Raw genomic sequence first — 17548 nt, forward strand, 5'->3', positions numbered from 1 at the left:
TAAGCAGTAAGCAGTAAGCCTCCACTACGCCGACCACCCGAACGCTTGCCCCAGGCGGTCGGAGAAGCCCGACTGATCTAATTGCTCAGTGACGCAACGCCAGCTCGGCCAGACTATCCAGGCGTTGTTTGATCTCCCGCCAACCAGGCATATGGGCAGCGAGCAGGCGATAGAAGCCCTTGCCGTGGTTGTGGATTTTCAGATGACACAGCTCATGCAGGATGACGTAATCGATACAGGCGCCCGGGACACGGATAAGACCGAGATTCAAGCTGATCCTTCCCGAGGGTGAACAACTTCCCCACTGGCGCTGCATCATCCGCAGTGAGAGAGGGGGCATCTGTTTGATCCAGCGGAGTTGGGCGGCCATGTTGGCCACGCGCTGCGGTATTAGCAACCTGGCGCGCTCGCGTTGCCAGTCTTCCAGCGCTGCGCGCACCACCTCGGGCGCACGGCTGGGCACCCGTGCTTCGACGTAACCGCAACGCAGGCGGACGTCATGCATCTGGTCGTCAAGGATCACCTTCAGCCGGTAGCGCCGCCCCAGATACAGCACAGTTTCGCCACTGACGTATTCACGCGGAGCGACGTGCCGCAGGCGGTTTTCGATCTCCACCAAGCGAAGGTCGATCCAGCGTGCGCGCTGGGTCAGCGCGCGTCTGATCTGAACATCGGTCGCATGCAGCGGCGCATCCAGCCGTACGCAGCCATCGGGCTCCACATGGATGGCCACGCGTTGGGTGCGCCTTAGCGCGGATCGCCGGATCTGGCAGTGGATGCGGCGCTCGCCGTAGGTCACCACCATCTCGGCGTCGGTCTGACCTGGTGTCACGTGCGGCTGAGCCCAATGCGCGTGATGTGCACGACCTGCTCCACGATGGCCTTGGCATGGTCCAGCCCGACCAGATCGAAGATGGGCGGAAGCAATGTCTGGCGAATCTGTGACTCGATGCTGTGCAGGTTCAACGAGTTCTCGGCCATGGCGGTGCGCACCACGCCATCGATCGTCAGTGCCAGATCGGCCAGATGCGCTGTCTCTGCAGCACTCTTGGCGTGCATGGCATCCTCGCCCAATTCCAGCAGGATCGCGCCGTAATAGGCACTGGCATGGGGGTTGTCGGCCAATGCCACCGGAATACTGGGGATCTGCCTGACCTCCAGGCGCTGCTCGAAGGCCTTGAACACGGCGTACTGCTTCAAGGGATGATCGAACATGGCTTCTGCCTCGGCAATGGCCTCACGCAACAGCTCGCCGAAGACTTTTTGCGCGTACGGGTCGCTGGCCAGCTCCTGTTCGATGGTCTTGCGCAGACGCGTCTGGATCAGATCGGCCTCGTTGCGGGTCTTCTCCTCCGACCAGGTCTGCGGATCTTCGCGCTTGCCCAATTCGTGCACGACGTAAGCACCCGAGGATTCACGCACCTCGCGGCCAATCACCTGTTTGTCCACCAGCTTGCGGATCTGCTCTTCGTAGATGCTGTAGTCCACGGTTTCCATCGCATCCTGGCGTGCGGTCCTGCGCAACCCGGAGAAAAAGCGCAGGTCGTGCTTGTAGCGGTCGATCAATGCATCCGGAAAAGCGGCGTCTTCAAAGAAGCTGCGCGAGGAGAGTGCAGTCTGCAGGCACAGGCCGAACTCGGTCAGCACGGCGGAGAAATCGTCGCGCAGTTTCTGCCGCTCGTCGTAATCGGCGCCCTCTTCGTCAGCGACGAAGCGCGGGCTCAGGCGCTGCCTGAACTGCTCCGGATCGTCATGGCTGGCTAGCCCGTCAAAGAACGCCCATAACCTTGCATTGAGCGCAGGCAAGCGTCGGTACTCGGTACTGATCGCCTGGTACAGGCCCTCGATATCGGCCACATCGAAGCCGCCTTGGGTACGGGTTTCCAGGTCCTGATACGCGCGTACCGCCGTGTCCAGTTCGGTCAGGATGCCGCGGTAGTCCACCAGGATGCCGTAGCGCTTGGCGTCGTGCAGGCGGTTCACCCGTGCCACCGCCTGGATCAGGTTATGGCCCTTGAGCGGTTTGTCGATGTAGAGCACCGCATTGCGCGGCTCATCGAAGCCGGTGAGCAGCTTGTCCACCACGATGAGCAGATCCGGATCGCCATCGCCACCGAAGTCGCGTACGGTCTGCCGCTCGTACTCCTGCGGATCCAGCCGTTGGTCGGTGATGGCCTGCTTCCACCATTTCTGTACGTCGGGCAGGGTGTCTTCATCAACGTCGCTGTTGCCCTCGCGGGTATCGGGCGGGGAGATCACCACCGCGCCTGTCACCAGGCCGGTCTCGTCCAGGGCGCGCTTGTAGCGGATGGCGTCGCGCTTGCTGTCGGTCGCCAGCTGCCCCTTCAGGCCCAACGGTTTGATGTTCTCGTTGAAGTGCGCGGCAATGTCCCAGGCGATCAGTTCGATGCGGTTGGCCGCCCCATAAATAGCGCGCTTGCTGGCGAACTTCTTTTTCAGATCCGCGCTCTGCGCGTCCGAGAGCCCGGCGGTGATCTTGTCGAACCAGCGCGTGACCGCCGCCGCGTTGACCTCTAGCTCCGGCACGCGTTCTTCGTATAGCAGCGGGGCCACGGTCTGGTCTTCGACTGCGCGCTGCATGGTGTAGGCATGCAGGATCGGGCCGAACTTGTTGGCGGCTTTCTCGTTCTTGAGCAGCGGGGTGCCGGTGAACGCCAGATAGGCTGCATTGGGCAGCGCCTTGCGCATGCGCTCGTGGGTTTCTCCGCCGTGGCTGCGGTGGCCTTCATCCACCAGCACGATCAAATCGGCCGAGGCGTTGTGGCACTCGGGCAGCTTGGCGGCGGTGGTGAACTTCTGCACCAGCGAGAAGGTGATGCGCTCGCTGCCCTGGCCGATGCGGCGCGCCAGATCGCGGCCGGTCGTGGCCTTGCTGCGCTCACCTTCTTTTTTGGTGCCGACGGCCGAGCCAAACGCGCCGCCGCTGATGAAGTTGCGCGACAGCTGCGCCTCCAGGTCGGTACGGTCGGTCACCACCAGCACCCGGCACTGGGTCAAGGCCGTATCCAGCACCAACGCCTTGGTCAGAAACACCATGGTGAAGCTCTTGCCCGAGCCGGTGGTGTGCCACAGCACGCCGCCCTGGCGTCCGCCGTCGGGGCGACGCGTGCGGATCTGCGCCAGCAACGCGCGGATGCCGAAGAACTGCTGGTAGCGCGCCACGATCTTGCCGACCTTGCGGTCGAACAGCACAAAACCGCGCAGCACCTCCAGCAGCCGGGCCGGGGTGAGCAACCCGGCCAACAGCAGGTCCTGCTCGGTGGGCAGCATGGGCTTGGCCCACAACGCCTGGCAGTAGGCCCGCAGCGGCGCCGGCTTGTCTGCCAGCAGGGCATCGCGGGTAGCCGCAGGCAGTGGCAGGTTCTTGAGGCGGCGCAGCTGCGCCTGGTCGAACTGCTCGTCGCGCCAACGCGCCCAGAATTTGGCCGGGGTGTGCGTGGTGCCGTAGCGCGCCTCGGTCAGGCTGATGGCAACCAACAACTGCGCATAGGCGAATAACTGCGGAATCTCTTCTGCCCGCTGGTTGCGCAATTGCTGGCTCACCGCTTCGGCCACCATCGACTTGCCGGCATGCCCGGCATCGGCGCGCTTGGTTTCGATCACCACCAGCGGGATGCCGTTGACGTAACCCACGATATCGGGCGTGCGCGTATGCGTACCGTGGGCGGAGAGCACCTCGCATTCTTCGGTGATATCCCACAGGTTGTGGGCTGCATCGCCCCAGTCGATCACCGCGATGGTGGGCTGGTGCTTCTTGCCGTCGGGCATGAACTCGGTGACGGTAATGCCCAGCGTCAGCAGTTGATACAGCCGCTCATTGGCGGCCAGCAGCCCATCGCCCAGCGGTAGCGCCGACAGCTCGCGCACGATCTGGTCGATGCCGCTCGGCGAGAGCGGGTAGGTCTGCCCCTTGTAGTCGAAGCGACGGCTCTGCAACGTCTCAATCAGACGCGGCAGCAACAGCACCTCGCGGGTGCTGCCGCGCAGCGCCAGGCAGTGCGCACTGCTCAGGTAGCGCCAGCCCAGGTTGCATAGCAGGTGCAATGCGGGCAGCTGCGCGCTGGCCTGTTCGCGGGTGTCCGGGGCGCTGTGGGTCATGCGTGTGCGGCTTCGTCGGTGGGCAGGCGCACGCGGCGTTTGCCGGTGAGGAGTTGGGACATCAGAATGACTTTTTCCGCCTTGAGTCGAGCAAGCTGATCGCGGAGGTTTTTTACTGTTGAATGGGCTCCGCCGAGGATCGATGCTATGCGCTTTTGCTCGGCAATAGATGGAAGGGCGAGTTCCATGCGCATCACATTCGCTTTGGAAATATTGAAGCGAGTCGAGCCTTGCGCGATTTGTGTCATGAGAGCCCTAATATGAGGTGCGCGCAGTACAAATCCTGCATATTCTGGCAATAAGGTTTTGAAGTCGTTTAGTCGATATCCAAAGCAAAAACTATTCAAGTAAAGTTCGTTCACGTCATCAAGCAGTACCGATGCCATGCCGACCTCATTGGGTGTTTCAGAAGAAATTGTGAAAATAATGTCTCCTGACTTGACTCGAGTTTGGTTTTCGTTTTCCGATATTTTTACTAAGGAAAAGTCTTCAATGTCAATACGATTATTTTTGAAAACGTTGGTGTATGGGATGAATTTAGCGCCGAATCCAAAGTCCTCGCCTTTTTTTCCGGAAAGGCCGCTATAAGTCCGACCAAGCTCACCAAGTGTGAACTTTGCCCAAGGTGAAGGTGTCGAGGTTGTTCGCTGTGTCCCGAGAGTTAGGTCGCGCAGAAGTATGTCCATTTGCTTCTGGCTATTTTTAAGCAATCGTTCCGTGGTGGCGATGGCTTGATCCCAGGTCGAAAGCACTTCGACAATTGCAGCTTGCTCTTGCTTAGGTGGCAGTGCCAACTCAAGTTGTTCAAGCCCGGATTTTGTCAGCTTGTAACGACCTACACCCTGCCGGGAAAGAGTCGCGGTCAGATCCCTGTGCATGAAGCAGTAGTAAAACCATTTCGCCAGGCACTCCTTCGAATCGCCGATAATGTGCGCATGATTGTTGACGTTTGCTTTTCCATCGAAATATAGGGTCATCGGGCGATCCCGAAACTTTAGAAAATGGTCGCCGTCTTCGCCTATGAGCGCAAAGGGTTCATCGATTCGGTAGTGATCGATCGCGTCGAGCTTTCCGGTCGGGCCGAAATACGGATACTCACCAGGCATGTTCGCCCGGTCCGTTGCATTTAGTGGAAATCGCAACGTGTTTCTGATTGTGCAACTCTTGCCGACAGTTGTTTTTACCCATCCATCAGGAAGCATTGCTGGATCCTTCCTTATTCAATTGCTTTGTTATTTCGGTTGGCTGTGCCAAGTTGACACCCCCAACACTTTGCGGTCCAAGCGCTTCTCTACCCGGCATCAACTTCAAATCATCAAGAGGCACGTTTGCCTCCTTACGTGCAGCTATATCCAACAATTCCAATGCCTTGATGTCTTCCACATCCGCCGCCAATGCTTCTGCCGTGCGTCGCTTCGTTTCGAAGGCGGCGTAGCGCTCATGCGCGATCTGCTGCATGCGCTCGTGACTGATGGTGCTGTCATCTTTCAGCAGCGGCCATTCGTTGAACTCGACAAAGCAGTCTACGCACTGGCGCGAGTCGTCCATGCGCAGATCCTGGCGCTGGCTGGCGCGGTCCTCGGCGTAGCCCAAAAACATCAAGGAGATGCGGTTCAACTGCGCGACCTTCTCTGGGTCGAGAGCGTTCCTGGCAATGATGAGATCGTTCTTGCGCACGTGGCTGGCTTTCCCGCCGGTCAGTGCGATGTTGGGCTTGCTGGGCTTGGCGGGTTCGACCGCCGGTTGCGCAGCGGTCTTCTGGCCGTCGGCGGCAGTTGTCACGTCCTCTTTGACAATTGATGCCTCAATCCGAGCCTGTGAGAGGGATGCCCATCGCTGCAAGCCAGGTAAGGCGGTTGTCCGGATGGCCCTGGGAAGGGGGGGGTCAAATTGACCCCCCCCTTTCGGCAAGTGGTTGATTTCCAAAGTGGCAAGGCGGCTGTTCATTTTTTGTCCTTGTCCTGACCCAGTGCCGGCCTGGCGTCCTTCTGCAGCCGCTTGATGCTGGTTTCCGGTGCAGGCAGGTTCTCCGGCAAGGTTCCGCCCAGCTCCTGAATGGTCTTGCGTACCGTCTGGCCCACCTCCAAATGCGTCCGGTTGGCGGCCGTCTTGCCCTGCACGTTGTCGCGGCGCAGCTTTTCTTCGGCCTGCGTGGCACGGAACAGGTTGGCGGCCAGTTCGGTGCTGCCCATGTGGTCGAGGATCGTCTGGCTCTTCTTCAGGGCTTTGCGCGCATGGATGTCCTTTGCGCCCAGGCCGCCATACAACCCCTTGTAGCCGTGGTCCTGGAAGACGGCGTACTCCAGCGGCGTCTCTACACCGGCCTGTTTCGCTGCGGCGGCCAGATCCTTGTTGTGCTGGCTCATCTGGTCGCGCAGGAACAGACGTCGCTGGTTCTCGCTCAGGGCATCGAAATCGACGGCTTCTTCGCCCTGGAGACGTTCGTTGCCGATGCGCGCCAGCCAGCGCTTGAAGGGTTCGGCCTTTGGCGAGGGGATCGATTGAATGATGCGTAATGCGCCTTCCAGCGTTGTGCAATTCAACAACTGCGGCCCGCCCGCCGTGGTGACGCGCAAGGGCATCACCAGGGCGTCCCAACTGCCGGAAAGTGCTTCGTCGCGGCGACGCAAGTTGCGTAGATAGTTTTCCGGACTCTCCGAGTCTGTGAGTGCGACGACCACGTCGATGACCGCAAACCACCATTGGCCTTGGTGCCATGTGCGCCGGACTGCGGCACTGTCGTGTGCCGGGAAGCCCTCGTCAGCATGTGTGGCGATATCTTTTTTTTCGTCACTCATAGCCAAGCTCCTTGAGATAGGCGGCCATCTGCATTTCGAGTGTTGCCAGCTCGCCCTTCAACTGCTCGCGCTCGCGGCGCACTGCCATCAGGTCGATCTCTGCTTCTTCCTCGAAGGTATCCACATACCGCGGGATGTTGAGGTTGTAGTCGTGGCCGGCGATCTCGTCCGGGCTGGCCAGGTAGGCGTACTTGTCTACATTCTGGCGCGCCTGCACCGTGTCCAGGATGCGTTGCAGGTCGCTCTCGCGCAGCAGGTTCTGATTCTTGCCGTCCTGGTACTGGCGGCTGGCGTCGATGAACAGCACTTTTTTGTCTTTCTTCTTGGTGCGGAACACCAACACTGCTGCCGGGATGCCGGTGCCGTAAAACAGCTTCTCCGGCAGGCCGATCACCACGTCCAGCAGGTTCTCTTCGATCAATTTCTGGCGGATGCGGCCTTCGGCGGCGCCACGGAACAACACACCGTGCGGCACCACCACGGCCATGCGGCCGGTGCGCGGCTTCATGGTGGCGATCATGTGCAGGATGAAGGCGTAGTCGCCCTTGGTGCGCGGCGGCAGCCCGCGACGGAAGCGGTCGTGCGGGTCGGTATCGGCGCTGTCGTGGCCCCACTTTTCCAGCGAGAACGGTGGGTTGGCCACCACGATGTCGAAGTGCTTGAGATGGTTGCCGGCCAGCAGCTTGGGATTGCGAATGGTGTCGCCCCATTCGATGCGGTGGTTGTCTTCGCCATGCAGGAACATGTTCATCTTGGCCAGCGCCCAGGTGCTGCCGATCGCCTCCTGGCCGTAGAGCGCGTACTTGCCGCTGCCGGTGCGCTCGCGGATCAGCCGGCCGCACTTGAGCAACAGCGAGCCGGAGCCGCAGGTGGGGTCGCAGATCTCGTCGCCTTGCTGCGGATCCATCAGACGCGCCATCAGTGCGGAGACTTCCGGCGGGGTATAGAACTCGCCGGCCTTCTTGCCGCTGCTGGAGGCAAAATTCTTGATCAGGTACTCGTAGGCATTGCCGATGATGTCGAGCTGCCCAATGCGTGAGGGGCGCAGGTTGAGCGCGGGCTTGGCGAAGTCTTCCAGCAGGTGCCGCAGCAGGTCGTTCTTCTGCTGCTCCTCGCCGAGTTTGTTGGCGTTGAAGCTGATGTCCTGAAACACGTCGCGTAGCTTGCCCAGGTTGGCGTCTTCGATGGCGTGCAGCGCGGTGTCGATGCGCTCGCCGTTGCCGGGGCGGTGGCGCTGGTCGTACAGGGTGTAGAAGTTGGCGCGATGCGGCAGTACGAAACGCTCATTCTTGAGCAGCTCTTCGATCAGGCCGGGCTTGTTGCCGTGCTTGGTTTTGTAGTCGTCGTAATGGTCCTGCCAGACGTCGGAGACGTATTTCAGGAACAGCATGGTCAGCACGTAGTCCTTGTAGACGCTGGGGTCCACGGTGCCGCGGAAGGTGTCGCAGGCAGTCCAGACGGCGGCGTTGATGGTGTCCTGGGCGATATCTGTCTTGTTCATGGGGGGGTTCCAACGTCTTAGGCGAGAAGGCGCTCGGCGAGGATCGCCAGCTCGGCGGTGCGGTTGTTGATCAGTGCGTGCAGGGCGGCGCGCTCTGCCTGTGCGGCCTGCTCCAGCGCAATGACCGCCTGTTGCAGTGACAGTGGAGGCAGGCGGATGGGGGTCATGTCCAACACCGTGCGGCGGATACTCAGCTGGTTGCTGCCCTCGGCCGACTGGCGCAGATAGCGTTGTGCCGGCGCCTGATTGAGTTGCCACGCGAGAAAGGCGGGCAACAACTGCTGCGGTGCCTTCACCCGGATGACATAGATGTGCGGGGAGCACAGCGTGCGTGGCGGCGGTGCCTGCACCAGCGCCGCGAAGGTGTTGGCCCCTCTGGCGATGAACACGATGTCCTGATCCAGGAGCCAGTCGGGGTGTTTACGACCTTCCACCTCTGTTGCGACAAGCGTGTCGTAGGTGCAGAGCCGGGTGCGTGGGACGTCCCTGATTTGGACGACGCGCACGCTGCCCCCGGCAACCTCAGGAATCGACCCGCGAAACGGATAGCCCATGCGGACGTCCGCGTGCTTGGCAAGGGTGGCGATAAGTGCATGATTGGCCATGAAGCGCACAATGAGGTGGAATCCACTTTTTGTCAATAAAATTTTGCTTCATTTGATTTGATGCAATAAAAATGGATGTGCGAAAGCCCGTTGCTTGGTAATCTCATGGTCAAGGAGCGGTGTCTCCTGACGTGAGAACAGGCCATGCGGTGTGCGATGGGAGAAAAGAATGCAGCAATCTTTTGACGGTGATGGCTCCGTGCTGGGTTATTACCTGCCCGAGCACGCGCAAGACCGCCTGCAGAAGCTTGGCGAGCACATGCGTTTTCTGGCGCGGATTGCGGAGCCGCGCACGCGCGCAGAAGAGCAGTCCCCGCAACTGGCGATTCGCATGGACGAGCTGGCGCTCTGTCTAGAGTTGCTGGCAGAGCAGGTGCGTCTGATTCTTGATGAGGCACGCTGGCCGGCGACGCTGCACGCTTCGGTTTGAAGGATGCGGGTGGGTGATGGTGTCGGCGCGGATGCGTGTCAATCCGTATGCGGCCCGTGCAGTGTTTAATGCGTTCGTTGCCCGCGATATGGATGCGTGGCAGCCAAGCCTTGTGCACTCGGCACTAAGCGACGTCCTCCCGCGCTGAGTAGCGATCGGGTTTAGAGTGCGGAGTGGATTTGACCCGCCCCCGATTCCAGGGCCATTAGTCGGTAGAGATTTCGGCCTGATTTGGCGCCTTTGATCGGCCAGTGAGAAGAGTCAGTGCGGTTGAGACACTCCGCTTGCAGGCGTCCGTTGAAGCTCTCTATCGAGGCGCTACCGGTTTGGCGTGCCGCGCCGGGAGAAGTTCAGCTCCCGCCCGTTTTGATACGCCAGCGAGTCATCAATTTATATTCGAGATGAATGCTGTTCGATTTCATGTCGGCTGTTCTCTCCAAGGCAAGGAATTTCGCAGTTGGAGCGAGTCCTGCAGATAGAAGGCAGACTATTTCCGCACCGCATCATGTGGATATTTGGCTATGCGCATTCAAGAGCACGCAAACAGCTCTGCCCGCTCGTTTGATTTGTCTACTCCCGACGCCCTTGCTTCAGCGAACGATCTGCCAGCTGCCGATGGCTGGCCCATGAGTCTGGAATCGTTAAAGCGAAAGGCTTCCCAACGAAAGCCCGTCTCCGGCCACGCTTCAAAACACAAAGCTGGCGAAAATGCCATGGCCGAAATTCAGGAAGCAGAGGCGGTCTATGATGCATTCGTGGTCGCCAAGTATCTTGCCGATCCACTGCATGGCACTGTAGACAATACGGCGGAACTGATCGCGGAAATGCCCAACGCTGGCGAACCGGAACATTCCCCGGAAGCCGACCAACCCGCGCATTCACACGAACACACGCCGATCGATCACACGCCAGTGTCGGCAGACCATCAGACGCAGCATGGTATCGGCGCGGAGCACTCTCTGGATCCGCATCCGGTAGAGCCTGCAGCGCAAGAGAGCCTCCTGCACACCCTGGCTGAGGAGGGGGCGCCGGAAGGCGTTGCCGATCTGGCAATGAGCTTGAGCATCAGTGGCGCCATGCTGCCGCTCTCTGGCCTTGCGATCTACGCCGCCTACAAGGAAACCCGCGAAGTGGCCGAACAACGCGGCGCCCTGCGGCAGCGCGAACGGCAGCTGCGGTCAGAGATGGCATCGTTGCGAACTGTGCCGGAGAGCGGCCCATTGAATGCAGTTGCAGGCGCTCAGGTCCATGCCTTGAGCGAGGCGATTGATACAGTCGCTTACCAACAACAGCGCAACGCACGTGATGGCGCTATCGCGGTGACCTCGATGGCGTCCGCAAGCGTGATCTTTACCAAGGCCACGACAGAACTCGGCATCCAGGGCGGGTTGGCACTCGGCGCCAATAACGCAAATGCTGCTGGCTTGATCGGCCACAGCACCGCCGCCGCAGGCGTCGCGTCGGCGGCCGGTATTGCCGGCACATTTGTGTTGGCTCCGCTGGCAAGCGTCGCTGCCACCGCGCTTGGCGGTACGTTTCTGCACCAGTCACGCAAGGAGAAAACGCGCGTGGTTGCCGATGTGGCGCGTGTCGAAGACTTCATGCAACGCCTGGAACCGGGCGAGCTCAGCCCTGGCGCACAACGCTACCAGCACTTCTTGAGCACCAAGCTGACCCAGCGCAGCGGATTCGCCGGCAGCTTCAACAACTGGAACAAGGGCTTTGTCGTTGGCGGCGTCACCTACACGGCCAGCACTTTGACCAAAACCGGAGTCAGTGCTGCTGTTGTGCTGGGTGCAGCCACCGTGACCGGGCCGGTGGGCACCGGTTTGGTGGTCGGTGCCGGTCTGCTGGGTGCGGTCACGATGGGTGTTGGTGGCCACCAGTTTCTGCTGGCGCATGGCAAGCAAAAACGGTATCGCAACTACGAGACTGCGGAGATGCCCAGCGTGGACCGGGCATTGCTTGCCATGGCCGACCTGCTGCCCACGCCCGAGGCGGGCGTCGCTGCCTCACCGGGGGAAGTGGATCCGCATGGCACACCACGCGTCAGTGACGGTGCCTCGGGAAAAGCGTCGGACACCGTCGTGACGACGGGCACTGGTGACCAGCTGGAGTCTGACCATGTCATGCCCGGCCCAACCGAACACACGGTGGCTGCCCAGTCGGTAGCGGCAAAACAGGCATCGCCTGCAGCCGACGACGCGTCAGCCGCGACGGAGGCGACTGTTGCCGTTCCGCAGCATGGATTCGAACTGCGCAGCGCCCTGTACGCCTGTATCGACGGTCAGGAAAAAGCACGGGACGCGCTCTTGCAGAGCTGCGCCAACGACATGAAGAAACGCTATCGGGCAGTGCCTCGCTCTACCGATCAGAGCCCAGCAACTGGTCAGGCGGCTCAACCGTCCTCGCTCGCCAAGCGAGCCAGGGCAGCGCTTTTTGCTGGGGCGACCTACGGGCGAGCAGTGCTCACCGGCAAACCCCGCGTCGCTGGCGAAAAAGCCGCGCGAAGCTATGCAAAACATACCGATACATTGACCGAAACAGCGTTGAACCAGTGGCTGCAAACGCCAGGCTCGGTCAAGTCGCAGGTTGCGTACATGCAAAGTTGCCTGGAGTTACAAAAGAAATATCTAGACTCGAAACTGCGCTTACGGGTGGAGCTGCCGGCGGAGGATGCTGCCAGTGGTGCAATCCCAGACACAGAGGCCACAGCCACGACGGCTGCGCAGGCGCACGCACGCTTGACCACGCAACTGCATCAAGCGCGTGAGCGCGACGAGTTCCAACTGCGATCTGTCAGCTTGATGTTGGAAGAACTGGGCATGGCAAACGAGGAGCTGGAAAGTTCGGACATGAGAAAAATCCAGCGCGCAGAAAACAGGATGCAGGGGCTGCAACAGCGCCTGATCGCTGCGTTGACCGCAAACGCGATCACGCCGCAGCCAGGAAGTGCGGGCTTTGCGCATTTCTGCATGAAACAGGCCCGGCGGCACACTAGCGATGTGCGCGGCACGTTGCTGGCCACCGAAATGCAGGCCGCGCGCATCCGCGAAGGCGCTGCGGCCGCGGCAACGCCGTCATTCAGCCCTTGAGCGATCAGCAACAGTGGCGTCGTTGCCAGTGGAATGCACACCTGCCGCCACGGCCTGGAGTGGCTGACAACACTTGGCGAGCAGTCTTCAGTGTATGCGGGCTGCGCGCTCAGAACCGCAGCGTATGAGTGGTACGTACCTGTCTACAAAGCCTTGGGCGTATCAATGCTTCGTCGCCTCAACCAGGACTTGGGTGAGCCACCGCGAAACGGAGCGCTGCTCGCCAAACCGCGACACGGGAAGATCGCTTTCAAGAAAACGGATTCGCCTCCGAGAGTTACTTGCATCGTGAATGCCTGACAACATCAACATCAACCCAAACAGGCATTTCAAATAATGGACAGATTATTTAATTTTGACTATAAAAACTATCTCGAAATGACGGAGGCGGCGGATGATCACCGCAATTCTCCGCCCCCTGAAGAACACAGGGAAAACTACAGCACGGGTTACAACATGCATCCGCTGCTTGAATCCCTCCCGCGAAGAAATCCCACGCAAGTGCCTGCCGATAGCTCGGTCCATCAGATGCGCGCAGCCGCGCCGACCTCCAATCGCCATAGGAGTTACTCAAGATTATTAGATCTAAGTGGCGCCTATGGTGATGGCAAAAAAATGTCAGAACTGCTAAGAAGCTTTCCAACTTTTGATTTTTATTTGAAAACCGACGGCCTATCACATCGGGCTGGCATGCAGATGCTTCGGGAATTGAGCGGAGATCAATGCGACCATGTCATAGGTCAAATAATAAGACGAGTTGAGAATTGCCTGGGTCCTGCAAAGCGAGAAATCGCGCTGAGCAACCTGGAGTTGGATTGCAGTCAAAACATTGTGCTGAGCCAACTGACTTTAGATCGCATTGCCAAAGCCAAAGCCAAAGTCAAAGGCAAAGCCAAAGCCAAAGCCGAAGCCGAAGCTAAAGCCGAAGTCGCAGTCGCAGTCGAAGTCGCAGCCAAATTCGCAGCCGAAGACGCAGCCACAGCCGCAGCCGCCGCTGCAGCCCAGAGTGTGATCAGTAAAATTATCGAACATCTACCAATATATGAAACATTACAGAAACTGCCGCGCCACGCGGAGGGTGTGAGCGGGTTCCAGAATTACTTGTGTAAAAATGGCTCATTTGGCCAAGCGTTAATCAACATCCTTGAATACGCCACCCCAGATCAGAAGGAAAGATTGAAGCAGGCAATTCAGAAGCGCCGACAGGCCTTGGCTGCACATAACGCCGTGGCTGCAACTAAGAGTAATGTGCCCAGAACTGGAGTATTCCGGACCCTTTATAAAAATCCAAAGTTAATTCTTGGAATCTCAGGCAAATTAAGCAAAAGAACATGCAGTATTAACGATGCAAGCAGCGGATATTTATCACAAGCAGACCTCGAAAAAATAGTCGACGAGAAAACCGGCGAACTGACTCCTCTGGGTGAAGAAGTGATTTCAGGTGCATCCGAAAGCATCCAGGATGCAATTCGCGCCAATTTCAGAATGCGTTACCAACAACCGGAACTGCCCCCCAACAGCCCCCCTCAGGCCTTTTATCCGCAGGAAGAAAATCCGCCGCCCTCATCGTTCTTCCAGGGGGTGAGCTCATATTGGAGACATGTGGGCTGCGAGCCGGAACCGGACACTCCGCAATACCCCCCTCAAAGCCCAGCTTCGACTTTTAGTGGCCTCTCCTCCATGAGCCATTACGGCCGCGAATTCGACCTCAATACGCCCCAGCAGATCGAGCAGCCAGGGTGGCAGGGCGCCACGCCCGCCCAAAGCACGGACTCGACCTTCGGCGGCCTCTCCTCCATGAGCCATTACGGCCGCGAATTCGACCTCAATACGCCCCAGCAGATCGAGCAACCAGGGTGGCAGGGCGCCACGCCCGCCCAAAGCACGGACTCGACCTTCGATGGCCTCTCCTCCATGAGCCATTACGGCCGCGAATTCGACCTCAATACGCCCCGGGAAGAGCAGCTTTGGAGCACTGATGGGGACTATGGCACTCAGGCTCCCGTGGGGCGCTCGGCCACCCCCGCCATGAGTCCCGAGAGGATTGATGTGGACAATCTGCCGTCGCCCCAGGACGTCCCAGACTCCGAGCTTCCTCCAGCGACGGCCACTTCGTGGCTGCTAGACGGCCATTTGCGCGCCTACACCGACGACCTCGCCCGCCGATTGCGAGGGCAGCCCAATGCCCATTTACTCCACTTTGCCGACTCGCAGGTAGTGACCATGCTGAGCTCCACAGATCCAGACCAACAGGCCCGCGCACGGCGCCTTCTTGTTGGAGACGACGTCCCACCTATCGTGTTCCTGCCGATCAATCAGCGCGACACTCATTGGTCATTGCTCGTCGTCGACCGTCGTAACAAGGACGCTGTTGCGACCTACCACTACGATTCCATGGCACAGATGCAGCAACAGCAACGCTACCTTGGGCAGATGGCGGTCTATCACCTAGACCTTGATTACCAACAAATTCATGAAATGCCCACCGCGATACAGCGGGATGGTTATTCCTGCGGCGATCATGTGCTGACCGGAATAGAGATGCTGGCTCACAGGGTGATCGACGGCACCTTCGACGATGCGGACGGCAGGGACCTGCGCGGTATCACACCAGACCGCGGCCTCATCAGGGGTCGTCTTGCCCAAGCGGAGCAAGCTCCGGCAGAAAGCAGCGTCAGGCAAGCTCCCGAACTGCCCATCGAACAGAAGAAAAAGAAAAGCAAGTGGTGGAAGTTCCAGTAATTCGACCATCGGCGGTAGAGGGGCGGCAGCAAGTCGTTAAAAAGTTCTTTGCTGGCAGCGGGCTAGCTTATTTTTGGCTATTTTTTACACGAATCCCTGCCGACCCTCATTCCGAGCACCAACTGCGACCGCCTGTTGGCCACGCAGTCGTTTTGTTGGCGGCTCTTAACCGATCGAAGCGAACGCTGCGCCCGTCTGATGATAAGCGCGGTGGTTTCTTGGCCGCGCTTACTCCTTCGGCGTGATCCACACCTGCTGCTGCAAACCACGCACGCTGGGCTTGGCGGTGCTGTCCAGATCGAACACCACCACGGTGTTGTCGCCCTTGCGCTGGAACGGTGCCGGGAAGTACAGCGCACGTTGCGCGCCGATGTTCCAGTGGCGGCCCAGGTTGACGCCGTTGGTCCAGGTCACGCCCTTGCCGAAGGCGCGCATGTCCAGATAGGTATCGGTCGGTGTGTCGATGCGCAGGGTGCCGCGATGGAAGGCAGGGCCATCGACGTGATTGCGGGTCCAGCCGCGCAGGCTGTCGGGCGAGCGCATCGGCAGCGGGAAGGCCTGCCAGCCGGTGAGTTGCCGGTTGTCCAGCAGCACCGGGTCGACCAGGCCGGCGCGGCCGTCGGCCATGCGCGGGCCGTAGTTGATGCGGCCGCTGTTTTCCACCAGCACATCGAGCGTGTGTTCGCCGGCCGGAATATCCACGTTGGTGGAGACCTGCTGCAGGCGACGTTCGACGCTGCCGACCGGCTTCTTGTCCAGATACACGCGTGCTACGTCGCGCACCTCGCCCAGGTACAGCGCGCCCTTGCGCGGGCCGGTGACGGTGGTGCGGTAGAGGATGTAGCCGTAATCCTGGCCGAAATGTTCCATCGGCTGCGGGGTGTCGATGGCGATCGGGGCGGGCAGGTTGTCCCATAGCGAGGCGGATTCGCGCAGTTGGGTTTCCGGCAGGGCGGCGATGGCGATCGGTGCCGGTAATGCAGGCGGTTGCACGCCGGTGACGCGGGTGATGGCATCGCGCATCAGTGCGAACTTGGGCGTGGCACGGCCGGCCTCGTCGAGGATGGCGTCGTAGTCGTAGCTGGTGGTCTGCGGGGCGTAATGGTCGCTGGGATTGCCCTGGAAATTGGCACCATTCATGAAGCCGAAACTGGTGCCGCCGATGAACATGTAGAGATTGGCCGAATGGCCCTGGCGCAGGATCCACTCGAGTTCTTCGGTCTGTTGCTTGGCATCGGTGCTGGCGTGCGGCTTGCCCCAGTGATCGAACCAGCCGGCCCAGTATTCGCCAACCATGCGCGGTTGGTCGGGGCGGAACTTGATCAGTTTGTCGAATGCGCTCTTTGCTTCGCCCGGCGCAAAATTCACCACCGCCAAGGTGTCCGGCAAGGTGCCGTTGGCGAGCATGTCGGCGCCGTCTGAGGTGAACAGCAAGGCGTCGTCGAAGCCGGCCTTGACGTACATGGCGCGGTTGTCGGCCATGTAGGCGTGGTCGTCGTCGTAGGAGCCGTATTCGTTCTCGACCTGCACGGCGATGATCGGGCCGCCGTTATGGTTAAGCAGCGGATGCACCTGTTTGGACACGGCATCCAGATAGGCCTGGCTGGCAGCGAGAAAGCGCGGGTCGCGGCTGCGTACGCGGATGTTGTCCTTGCCGAACAACCAGGCTGGATACCCACCGGTTTCCCATTCCGCGCAGGCGTACGGGCCGGGGCGCAGGATCACGTTGAGGCCTTGCGCGGCGGCCTCGCGCACGAACGCGGCCACATCGTTGTTGGCGTTGAAATCGAATTGCCCCTGCTGTGGTTCGACCAGGTTCCAGAACACGTAGGTTTCTACCGTGTTCAAGCCCAGCGCACGCGCTTTTTGCAGGCGGTCTTTCCAGTAGGCACGCGGAATGCGCTGGAAATGGATGGCACCGGAAAGCACTTGGTACGGCTTGCCGTCGCGCACGAACTGCGTGCCCTGGGTGGCGAAGGTGGGCCACTGGTCATCGCTGGCGGCCGTGGCGGTGATGGGCAGTGCGATGGCCAGGGCCAGAACGAGCGGGGCAAGCGTGGTACGCAACATGGGAATTCTCTGCGATGACGAATGACGAATGACGAATGACGAATCACGAATGACGTGGGGCGAGTGACACGGACGAAGGGCTGACAAGGCTGCAGTGCCGGTGCTGCGTGCGCACCGCAGGCTGTCTGTCGTTGCGCCATGCAGCAGGCCGCGGTGGCGCGCGAAGCGGCTTGAACGAGCGCGCCGTT

11 protein-coding genes and 1 other RNA gene are annotated in these 17548 nt (G+C 60.1%); 3 read left to right on the plus strand and 9 right to left on the minus strand.

The genetic code is table 11. From position 1 onward, the window contains the following. Nucleotides 1-85: 85 nt before the first annotated feature. The 7 genes from ACCQ09_RS06060 to ACCQ09_RS06090 are packed head-to-tail and all read right to left on the minus strand — an operon-like array spanning nt 86 to nt 9023. Complete coding sequence (locus ACCQ09_RS06060; protein WP_012437715.1) at nt 86-832, minus strand: YgjP family zinc-dependent metalloprotease; 747 nt, start codon at nt 830-832, stop codon at nt 86-88. Beyond that, nucleotides 829-4119, minus strand: coding sequence for a type I restriction endonuclease subunit R (locus tag ACCQ09_RS06065; protein WP_228428384.1), 3291 nt, complete (start codon nt 4117-4119; stop codon nt 829-831). Before ACCQ09_RS06065 ends, ACCQ09_RS06060 begins: the two co-directional genes overlap by 4 nt. Next, nucleotides 4116-5321 (minus strand): restriction endonuclease subunit S, encoded by a 1206-nt coding sequence (locus tag ACCQ09_RS06070; protein ID WP_228428385.1) that lies wholly within the window; start codon nt 5319-5321, stop codon nt 4116-4118. Before ACCQ09_RS06070 ends, ACCQ09_RS06065 begins: the two co-directional genes overlap by 4 nt. Next, a complete protein-coding gene (gene rhuM / locus ACCQ09_RS06075) occupies nt 5311-6066 on the minus strand; it encodes a RhuM family protein (RefSeq protein WP_228428386.1) in 756 nt (251 codons plus the stop codon). Before rhuM ends, ACCQ09_RS06070 begins: the two co-directional genes overlap by 11 nt. Next, nucleotides 6063-6917: a BRO family protein gene (locus ACCQ09_RS06080; RefSeq protein WP_228428387.1), complete on the minus strand. Its 855-nt coding sequence runs from the start codon at nt 6915-6917 to the stop codon at nt 6063-6065. Before ACCQ09_RS06080 ends, rhuM begins: the two co-directional genes overlap by 4 nt. Next, on the minus strand, nt 6910-8418 hold the full coding sequence (locus ACCQ09_RS06085; RefSeq protein WP_011038026.1) for a type I restriction-modification system subunit M: 1509 nt from the start codon (nt 8416-8418) through the stop codon (nt 6910-6912). The genes ACCQ09_RS06080 and ACCQ09_RS06085 overlap by 8 nt, the downstream gene beginning before the upstream one ends. 17 nt (nt 8419-8435) lie before the next feature. Continuing rightward, nucleotides 8436-9023, minus strand: coding sequence for a restriction endonuclease subunit S (locus ACCQ09_RS06090; RefSeq protein ID WP_016944158.1), 588 nt, complete (start codon nt 9021-9023; stop codon nt 8436-8438). Nucleotides 9024-9192: 169 nt separating this feature from the next. On the opposite strand from ACCQ09_RS06090, the gene ACCQ09_RS06095 reads away from it, so the two are divergent. Continuing rightward, complete coding sequence (locus ACCQ09_RS06095; RefSeq protein WP_011038024.1) at nt 9193-9453, plus strand: XAC0095 family protein; 261 nt, start codon at nt 9193-9195, stop codon at nt 9451-9453. A gap of 521 nt (nt 9454-9974) precedes the next feature. Next, nucleotides 9975-12548 carry a type III secretion system effector XopK gene (xopK, locus tag ACCQ09_RS06100; protein WP_268662248.1) on the plus strand — a complete coding sequence of 858 codons (2574 nt, stop codon included), beginning with the start codon at nt 9975-9977 and terminating at the stop codon, nt 12546-12548. A gap of 61 nt (nt 12549-12609) precedes the next feature. On the opposite strand, the gene ACCQ09_RS06105 is transcribed toward xopK, so the two are convergent. Beyond that, nucleotides 12610-12685, minus strand: a non-coding RNA gene (locus ACCQ09_RS06105) — sX9 sRNA. 199 nt (nt 12686-12884) lie between these two features. Here ACCQ09_RS06105 and ACCQ09_RS06110 point away from each other — a divergent pair. Then, on the plus strand, nt 12885-15290 hold the full coding sequence (locus ACCQ09_RS06110; RefSeq protein ID WP_228428388.1) for a Ulp1 family isopeptidase: 2406 nt from the start codon (nt 12885-12887) through the stop codon (nt 15288-15290). Nucleotides 15291-15518: 228 nt separating this feature from the next. On the opposite strand, the gene ACCQ09_RS06115 is transcribed toward ACCQ09_RS06110, so the two are convergent. Then, entirely contained in the window at nt 15519-17360 is a 1842-nt protein-coding gene (locus tag ACCQ09_RS06115) for a glycoside hydrolase family 35 protein (RefSeq protein WP_016944153.1), read from the minus strand. Nucleotides 17361-17548: the final 188 nt, after the last annotated feature.

Source organism: Xanthomonas sp. NCPPB 2586, from assembly GCF_041475775.2.
Lineage (GTDB): Bacteria > Pseudomonadota > Gammaproteobacteria > Xanthomonadales > Xanthomonadaceae > Xanthomonas > Xanthomonas campestris.

What these genes read in the sequence shown, in the direction of transcription:
- ACCQ09_RS06080 (WP_228428387.1), bottom strand. Translation starts at nt 6,917, where the DNA reads ATGAGTGACGAAAAAAAAGATATCGCCACACATGCTGACGAGGGCTTC.
- rhuM (WP_228428386.1), bottom strand. Translation starts at nt 6,066, where the DNA reads ATGAACAGCCGCCTTGCCACTTTGGAAATCAACCACTTGCCGAAAGGG.
- ACCQ09_RS06085 (WP_011038026.1), bottom strand. Translation starts at nt 8,418, where the DNA reads ATGAACAAGACAGATATCGCCCAGGACACCATCAACGCCGCCGTCTGG.
- xopK (WP_268662248.1), top strand. Translation starts at nt 9,975, where the DNA reads ATGCGCATTCAAGAGCACGCAAACAGCTCTGCCCGCTCGTTTGATTTG.
- ACCQ09_RS06095 (WP_011038024.1), top strand. Translation starts at nt 9,193, where the DNA reads ATGCAGCAATCTTTTGACGGTGATGGCTCCGTGCTGGGTTATTACCTG.
- ACCQ09_RS06070 (WP_228428385.1), bottom strand. Translation starts at nt 5,321, where the DNA reads ATGCTTCCTGATGGATGGGTAAAAACAACTGTCGGCAAGAGTTGCACA.
- ACCQ09_RS06110 (WP_228428388.1), top strand. Translation starts at nt 12,885, where the DNA reads ATGGACAGATTATTTAATTTTGACTATAAAAACTATCTCGAAATGACG.
- ACCQ09_RS06115 (WP_016944153.1), bottom strand. Translation starts at nt 17,360, where the DNA reads ATGTTGCGTACCACGCTTGCCCCGCTCGTTCTGGCCCTGGCCATCGCA.
- ACCQ09_RS06065 (WP_228428384.1), bottom strand. Translation starts at nt 4,119, where the DNA reads ATGACCCACAGCGCCCCGGACACCCGCGAACAGGCCAGCGCGCAGCTG.
- ACCQ09_RS06090 (WP_016944158.1), bottom strand. Translation starts at nt 9,023, where the DNA reads ATGGCCAATCATGCACTTATCGCCACCCTTGCCAAGCACGCGGACGTC.